10 protein-coding genes are annotated in these 7,725 nt (G+C 43.7%); 8 read left to right on the forward strand and 2 right to left on the reverse strand.

Going from position 1 to position 7,725, the window contains the following annotated elements; translation table 11 throughout:
- Nucleotides 1-195: 195 nt before the first annotated feature.
- Both FME95_RS13525 and rimI read left to right on the forward strand, forming a co-directional pair.
- Complete coding sequence (locus FME95_RS13525; protein WP_147715040.1) at nt 196-963, forward strand: hypothetical protein; 768 nt, start codon at nt 196-198, stop codon at nt 961-963.
- Between the two features lie 7 nt (nt 964-970).
- Nucleotides 971-1,411, forward strand: a complete 441-nt coding sequence (rimI, locus tag FME95_RS13530) for a ribosomal protein S18-alanine N-acetyltransferase (RefSeq protein WP_147715041.1) — start codon at nt 971-973, stop codon at nt 1,409-1,411.
- 7 nt (nt 1,412-1,418) lie between these two features.
- On the opposite strand, the gene cmoB is transcribed toward rimI, so the two are convergent.
- Together cmoB and cmoA are read right to left on the reverse strand one after the other, a co-directional pair.
- A complete protein-coding gene (gene cmoB / locus FME95_RS13535) occupies nt 1,419-2,417 on the reverse strand; it encodes a tRNA 5-methoxyuridine(34)/uridine 5-oxyacetic acid(34) synthase CmoB (RefSeq protein ID WP_147715042.1) in 999 nt (332 codons plus the stop codon).
- Nucleotides 2,414-3,145 carry a carboxy-S-adenosyl-L-methionine synthase CmoA gene (cmoA, locus tag FME95_RS13540; protein ID WP_147715043.1) on the reverse strand — a complete coding sequence of 244 codons (732 nt, stop codon included), beginning with the start codon at nt 3,143-3,145 and terminating at the stop codon, nt 2,414-2,416. The genes cmoB and cmoA overlap by 4 nt, the downstream gene beginning before the upstream one ends.
- A 269-nt stretch (nt 3,146-3,414) precedes the next feature.
- On the opposite strand from cmoA, the gene prfC reads away from it, so the two are divergent.
- The 6 genes from prfC (at nt 3,415) to FME95_RS13570 (ending at nt 7,595) form a co-directional block, all read left to right on the forward strand.
- Nucleotides 3,415-5,001 (forward strand): peptide chain release factor 3, encoded by a 1,587-nt coding sequence (prfC, locus tag FME95_RS13545; RefSeq protein WP_147715044.1) that lies wholly within the window; start codon nt 3,415-3,417, stop codon nt 4,999-5,001.
- Between the two features lie 23 nt (nt 5,002-5,024).
- Entirely contained in the window at nt 5,025-5,330 is a 306-nt protein-coding gene (locus tag FME95_RS13550) for a hypothetical protein (RefSeq protein WP_147715045.1), read from the forward strand.
- Nucleotides 5,331-5,436: 106 nt separating this feature from the next.
- Complete coding sequence (gene rplM / locus FME95_RS13555; protein WP_147715046.1) at nt 5,437-5,865, forward strand: 50S ribosomal protein L13; 429 nt, start codon at nt 5,437-5,439, stop codon at nt 5,863-5,865.
- Nucleotides 5,866-5,876: 11 nt separating this feature from the next.
- Nucleotides 5,877-6,266 (forward strand): 30S ribosomal protein S9, encoded by a 390-nt coding sequence (gene rpsI / locus FME95_RS13560; protein ID WP_147715047.1) that lies wholly within the window; start codon nt 5,877-5,879, stop codon nt 6,264-6,266.
- Between the two features lie 313 nt (nt 6,267-6,579).
- On the forward strand, nt 6,580-7,209 hold the full coding sequence (locus FME95_RS13565; RefSeq protein WP_147715048.1) for a glutathione S-transferase N-terminal domain-containing protein: 630 nt from the start codon (nt 6,580-6,582) through the stop codon (nt 7,207-7,209).
- Nucleotides 7,209-7,595 carry a ClpXP protease specificity-enhancing factor gene (locus tag FME95_RS13570; protein ID WP_147715049.1) on the forward strand — a complete coding sequence of 129 codons (387 nt, stop codon included), beginning with the start codon at nt 7,209-7,211 and terminating at the stop codon, nt 7,593-7,595. The genes FME95_RS13565 and FME95_RS13570 overlap by 1 nt, the downstream gene beginning before the upstream one ends.
- Nucleotides 7,596-7,725 lie beyond the last annotated feature (130 nt).

Raw genomic sequence — 7,725 nt, forward strand, 5'->3', positions numbered from 1 at the left:
GCGCTCTAGCTCTGCCCTAGCGAAGGTGTTTGAGCGCAGCGAGTTCTTGAGCTGGGCAAGGTAGAGAACACTGAACTGATAGTTCAGCTAGAGCAAGAAAGCGGCTTGAATAAGAAGTGAAAAGTTAACAAAGCAACTTTTTAAGGTTTAATATCTGATAAACTGCAGCACAGTAACCACAAGATTGATTAGTCGATGACGCAACAGTTAAAGCAAGCATATTTAAAAGAAATGGGCATACAGCCGTGGTTTCCGAGAGTGGCATTGACCAACGCGTTGGCGCCACTGAATATCCCAGCATATGATTCTGTTGCTGAGCAGGACGCAGCCCTACAGTCGGTTGCAACACCTGTTGTTAACCCTAATGCAGATACTACCGTAGCTGAATCATCGACACAGCTTAAACGTGAGAGTGCCAAGCCGCATTCTGATTTAGCGCCAACTAAACAATCAATGGCGTCTGTTACATCCACTCAAACAGAGCCGCCCGTTGTTGGACGTACTAAGCCGGTAAGGTTTGGTCTTGGGCTTTATGTTATTGGTGATTGGCTGGTAGCAAGCTCACTAATTAACGATCACGCTTTGCATTATGATGCTTCGCTCTCACTTATTCAGAGTATTTTAAATGCGATAGATGGTAGTCAAGCGGTGTTAAGCTACCATCATTCAATCGCGTGGCCATTCTTTTCGAGTTCAAACGCAGATCAGGGCTTAAGTGCAGCAAAACATTATGTCACAGGCGTGATTGAACATTTACAAGATGAGCACAAGACACAAAAGCTTTTGGCTTTTGGTGGAGTGTTACCGAAATTAAATGGCTGGTCAGATATAAATGATGCTGCACTTAGCCAGCAATGTTTAATATTGCCTTCAGTTTATCGAATGATGGATGAACCAGAATTAAAGGCCAAGGCTTGGCTGGCGATTCAGAACTCCCCTTATTTTAGCCCACGAACGAATTAGATCTTTTATGAAGGTAGAGCTTGCCGAATTAAGTCAATTAAAGAGCGTGACTGCCTTATCTCAAAGCTGTTCAGAATCAGATTTATCGGAAGCATTCATAGCGAAAGCCATAAAAAAACAGCAGCTATGGTGCTGGACTATCGACTCAGCAATTGTCGGTTTTATTGTCGAGTCTCAGGTCTTAGACGAAGCTGAGCTGATTCAGTTAATTGTTCATCCGTCTTTTCGTCGTCAAGGCTATGCATCAATAATGTTAGCCTATTGGCATCAATCAATTGTTGATCGGCAAGTTACACAGGCTTTTTTAGAGGTGCGCGACGGTAATTCACCCGCGGAAAATCTCTATAAAAAACATGGCTATGAGTTGCTGAATAAACGCAAGAATTACTATCAACATGACAACCAATTATTTGATGCATTGGTCATGGTAAAAAACTTAATCCGGTAATAGTTCGTTATCCTAGATCGTAGCGCTTTAACCGTTGATTGACTGGTTTGGTAGCAATGATGGTTGCCCTTATTGGTGCAGGGTGGCCTTCAATCGTTTTTGAATGATCGTTAGGGTCCAGATAATCGGCCAAGCTGGTGCCTGGTTTCCAATTAGAATGGCGCTGTTCGTCGGTAGAGGTAATGGTTTGATCAACAATCTGTATGTCGATGAATCCCATTTTATCTAGCCATTGAGCAAGGGTTGCTGCGCTGGGCAAAAACCAGACATTGTTCATTCGCGCATAGCGGCCGATAGGGACCAGAGATTCACCTTCTTTGCCTTCGATAACAATCGTTTCTAACACCAGTTCACCACCCGGCCGTAATGCGGCGCGCAGTTCAAAAAGATGATCCAACGGTGAACGACGATGATATAGAACACCCATAGAGAACACCGTGTCAAACGCTTCTAAATTGGGCGTTAGTGCTTCTAGGGTAAATGGAAGTACAGTATGGCTTGGGTCATTGATGTATTTATTAACCGCTAAATGCTGAACAACCGAAAGCCATGATGGATCGATGCCTGCAACAGTCGCCGCACCTGCTGCCTTCATACGCCAGCCGTAGTAGCCGTTACCGCTGCCAACATCTAAAACATGACGGCCGACTAAGCTGCTGATGTGAGGTGCGACCCTTTGCCATTTCAAATCGCAGCGCCACTCTGAATCGATATCCACACCAAAAAAATCAAATGGCCCTTTACGCCATGGCATTAAGCCTTTTAGTGCAGTTGTCAGTTGGTCTTTTTCCAACTCATCAATGAGGCCGCCTAATTGGACGGTGTCGCTTAAGCTTATTTCTTGAGTTTCTAGTTCAGGTAATTTATCCCAATGTTCCAGCATACGTGGCAGATTGCCATCGTTTAGCGTCGCCCATAGTTCATCGAGTTGTTGTGTTAATGGCTTAACCCAGTGATCCAGCCGAGTGTTACTAATGTGGTTTATAAAAGGTTGGTAGTTGATCATTTTATCGCAATAAAGGAGGCAAAATTAAAGGATTGAAACCACTGGCTGATAGTACGAAAGCCTGCTTGATGAAGTCGTGAAATATGCTCTTGGGACGTTTCAGGTAGAAGTACTCGTTCTATCGCTTGACGCTTTTGACTGATCTCTAAATCACTGTAGCCGTTAGCTCGCTTAAAGTCATGATGATGCTCGGTTAATAGGCGATCTTGCTCATTGTTATCAAAGCGCAATTTTTCAGAAAGAATTAATGCGCCACCTGGCAGCATGCCGTCGAAAATCTGAGCGATCGTAGCTGAGCGCAGATTAGGCTCAATAAATTGCAGTGTGAAATTTAATACCGCAAAGCTGCATTGCTCGAGCCGTAATTGTGTAATGTCGGCGCACAATGTTTCTACGACTGTTGGAGAATCTTCTAAGTCTAAGAATTGCCGGCTGCGGTCGAGCATGGCTTGGGAGTTATCAACCGCAATGATTTTTACACCAGGTGCATGAATACGCTGCCGCATGGCAATGGTTGCGGCACCGAGCGAGCAGCCTAAATCATAAACTTGGCTATTGGGCTGGGCGTATTGTTCGGCTAACACTCCGATATTCGCAATGATATGGCTATAACCGGGAACCGATCGTTTGATCATGTCCGGAAACACATTGGCGACCTTCTGGTCGAATTCGAAGTCGGCAACTTGGTCTTGAGCCGAGGCGTAAATGTTGTCTTTATCGTGATTCATGATTGGCTGTTGGTTTTCAAGGAGCTGCATTGTAACGAGGAATTTACTGGCTGCGAAGGGTCATCCAAAAGAGAATTCCAGTACGCATCCTAACTCTATTCGCCAAGATAGCTGATTGCTATGGATTTAAACATCGCTTGTCGATTGTTTATAAAGCCAATATCGGCGAAAATATTAACCAATTAACAGGGTATTATTGGATTCAAATGGCGAGTGCATTGATGGATGGTACCGAAATCGAATCCTATTTATAGATAAAGAAGCAGTGAATGGCAGATCAACAGTTTTTAGACGAAATTAATAAACGCAGAACATTTGCGATTATCTCGCATCCCGACGCCGGTAAAACAACGATTACAGAGAAGGTTCTGTTGTTTGGTCGTGCTATTCAGCAAGCTGGAACCGTTAAGGGTAAAAAATCCGGACAGCATGCTAAGTCTGACTGGATGGATATGGAAAAGGAACGGGGTATTTCTATCACAACCTCGGTTATGCAGTTTCCATATGCAGATCATCTGGTGAACTTACTTGATACACCAGGTCACGAAGACTTCTCTGAAGATACTTATCGCACGCTTACAGCAGTGGACTCCTGTTTGATGGTGATTGACTCTGCCAAGGGTGTTGAAGACCGAACCATCAAATTAATGGACGTCGCGCGAATGCGTGAAACGCCTATTCTGACTTTCATGAATAAGCTTGACCGAGATATTCGCGATCCAATTGAATTGATGGATGAAGTTGAAAACGTCCTAAAAATCAGTTGTGCGCCGATCACTTGGCCCATTGGCATGGGCAAGGAATTTAAGGGCGTCTATCATTTATTGAATGATGAAATCATCCTGTATCAGAACGGTATGGGCCATGCGATTCAAGATAGCCAAGTTATTAAGGGTTTAAATAATCCTGAACTTGATGAAGTTTTGGGTGCTTATGCCGATGAATTAAGAGAGCAGATTGAATTGCTTGAAGCGGCAGCGAACCCTTTTGATTTGGAAGAGTTTTTAGCTGGCCAGCTAACACCAGTTTACTTTGGTACGGCGCTTGGTAACTTTGGTGTCGATCATATGCTAGATGGTCTTGTTGAGTGGGCGCCTAGGCCTCAGCCTCGAATGGCGAGTGAACAGCAGGTTGCTGCTGAAAAAGCTGAGCTTTCAGGTTTTGTGTTTAAGATACAAGCCAATATGGATCCTAACCATCGCGATCGAATAGCCTTTATGCGTATCGTATCGGGTAAATACGAAAAGGGCATGAAGATGAAGCATGTTCGGTTGGGCAAAGATGTACGAATTTCCGATGCATTGACCTTTTTGGCTGGTGATCGAGCCGCTGTCGAAGAGGCTTTCCCAGGCGATATTATTGGTTTGCATAACCATGGCACTATCCAGATTGGTGATACCTTTACGCAGGGTGAGGAATTGAAGTTCTCTGGTATTCCAAACTTTGCGCCAGAATTGTTTCGCCGGATTCGCTTAAAAGACCCGCTGAAAATCAAGCAATTACAAAAAGGCTTGATGCAGTTGTCAGAAGAGGGTGCTGTGCAGGTTTTTCGTCCGTTTAGAAATAATGACCTTATTGTCGGTGCTGTCGGTATGTTGCAGTTTGATGTGGTTGCTCATCGATTAAAGTCTGAATATAAGGTTGAGGCGGTTTATGAGCCTATTAGTGTTGCAACTGCCCGCTGGGTGAGTAGTGATGATGAAAAGGCTCTGCAAGCATTTAAAACTAAGGCGCATGACCATTTAGCGCTGGACGGATCGGATAGCTTGACCTATGTTGCTTCAACAATGGTCAACTTGCAGATGGCTCAAGAGCGCCATCCAGATATTGTTTTCAGAAAAACCCGAGAGCACTAAAATAGAATAAAGTCGGAGGTCGAATGTTTTTATATTTACTTGCCTTATTGATCATGTCATTAGGTGTTTCTATTGTCGTGTTTGGACAGTTTAAGTTGGTGATCAGTCGTGGCCATATGAGTCAATACGATGCAGGCGGGTTTTATTTTATCGCGCAAATAGTTGTGATTTACCTATTGGTTAGTCTTGCCTACTTTTGGGGTGAAACAAGATTTGGCGCTATCGGCGATGACTTGCATCCTTCTTATATTGGTGTGTTATTTGTGCTTTGCTCGTCGCTTGGTTGTTTGGGGTATGGCCTGCATAACCTAAACCAGCGAATCGAGTAAAAAACTGTTATTTAGTTATTGCGCCATCACTACCTTTTCTGTAATATGCGCGCCCTCAATTTGGATTAACTACCCCTGAGCCCCCCACTAAACTAGGCGGAGTTAAATGAAAACATTTGTAGCAAAACCAGCTGAAGTAAAACGCGACTGGTACGTCATAGACGCTGAAGGTCAAACCTTAGGTCGTCTAGCAACTGAAGTTGCTCGTCGTTTACGCGGTAAGCATAAAGCTGAATATACACCTCACGTTGATACTGGTGATTACATCGTTGTTATCAATGCTGAAAAAGTACATGTATCTGGTCGTAAGGCTAAAGATAAGCAGTACTATCGCCACACAGGTTATCCTGGTGGTCTAAAGTCTATGAGCTTTGAGAAATTAGTTGCTCATAAAGGTGAAAGCCCAATTGAACTGGCAGTGAAGGGTATGATTCCTCGCACCCCTCTTGGCCGTACCATGTTGAAGAAGCTGAAAGTATATGTGGGTAGTGAACATCCTCATACTGCTCAACAGCCCAAAGAACTTAAGATTTAATGGGGAATAATATGACAGCACAAAACTATGGTACTGGTCGTCGTAAAACCTCAACTGCACGTGTATTTTTGCGTCCAGGTAAAGGCGACATTGTCATCAATAAGCGTTCTCTAGACGAATACTTTGGTCGTGAAACTTCACGCATGATCGTTCGCCAGCCGCTAGAATTGGTTGAGATGAGCGAAAAGTTTGACCTATACATCACTGTTGTTGGTGGTGGTAATAATGGTCAAGCTGGTGCGATTCGTCACGGCATTACTCGTGCTTTAATTGAGTACGATGAGAATCTACGTCAACCTCTACGTGAAGCGGGCTTTGTTACTCGTGATGCTCGTATGGTTGAGCGTAAGAAAGTTGGTCTTCGTAAAGCACGTAAGAAGCCTCAGTTCTCAAAACGTTAATCATCTGTTTTATTTATAGTGGATTAAAAAGATTAAAGCCCAGATTTTTCTGGGCTTTTTTGTACTTGCAGCTTTTTGAGATTCTAGCTTTTTAGGTCTTGTCGCGATGTTCGGCTCTTGGTTTGAGTGTCTATTGAATGATGTGGGTTGTTGGGGTGAGAGATTTCAGTCCTGAGTCTTGCTCAATCGGGTGTGTATGTCGCGAAATTTAGCTGAATATATCTGTTCAAAATAGTGTATATTAACCTTATTAAGCGCAACCTCGGTTGCGCTTGTTTCGTTTAAAGTAAATTTATTTTTAGGAGCAAAATTAATGGGCGTTGTTGCTAAACGATCATCAATGACTTTTTATTCTGACCCTTCTTGTCAATACAGCCATCGAGTGCGCATTGTGTTGGCAGAAAAGGGCGTTACGGTCGACATTAAAGATTGTGAGCCAGAGTCGATTCCTAAAGAGGTGTCGGACATTAACCCATACAACAGCTTGCCAACATTGGTTGACCGTGAGTTGGTGTTGTTTGAGCACCTTGTCATGATGGAATATCTCGATGAGCGTTTTCCTCATCCGCCTTTGCTACCTGTTTATCCTGTTGCTCGCGCTGAATCGCGCCAGCTGATTGCACGTATTAATCGTGACTGGAGTACCAAGGTTGACACTATTGTTGCTGCCAAAAGCAAAGACAGTGTGGTGCGAGCTCGTAAAGAGTTGAAAGAGGGTATTCTTGCTATTGCGCCAGTCTTTGAAGATAAAGAATTCTTTATGAGTGAAGAGTTTACTTTAGTTGATTGCTGTGTAGCTCCGATTCTATGGCGTTTGCCGTCACTGGGAATTGAGTTTCCAGAGAAGCAGGCTAAGTCGATTGAAAAGTACATGGATACCATTTTCGAAAGAGAGTCTTTCCAAATTAGCCTTTCTGAAATAGAACAAGAGATGCGTGACTAATGTCGTCGATGACATCGAATAAGCCCTATATGATTCGTGCGGTATATGACTGGGTTCTGGATAATGCGTGCACACCTCACTTGGTGTTGGTTGCTGAATATCCGGGCACAGAGGTGCCGCAAGACTTTGTCCGCGATGGCCAGTTGACGTTAAATATAAGTCCTAGTGCTGTTCGTGATTTAAATATAGGTAATGAGAGTGTGACATTTAACGCTCGTTTCGGTGGTATTCCTATGGATATCGTTGTGCCGATTGGTGCGGTCGTGGCCGTGTTTGCTAAAGAAAATGGCCAGGGTATGGGGTTTGAAGTTGAACCGCCGGAAGATCCAATTGAGCCTGATGATAACTCTGGTGATAAAAAACCAGGTTTGAGAGTCGTTAAGTAGAAAATCGCTATTGACTCTTTTGGAGCGGTCTCTATAATGCGCCTCCGCTGTCGAGCAAAGGTAGTTTGGTTCGGCAGGTGACTCAAGTAACGGATTGATTCTAAACGAAAAAATCTAAAAAAAGAGTTGA

Source organism: Reinekea thalattae, from assembly GCF_008041945.1.
Taxonomy (GTDB): Bacteria; Pseudomonadota; Gammaproteobacteria; order Pseudomonadales; family Natronospirillaceae; genus Reinekea; species Reinekea thalattae.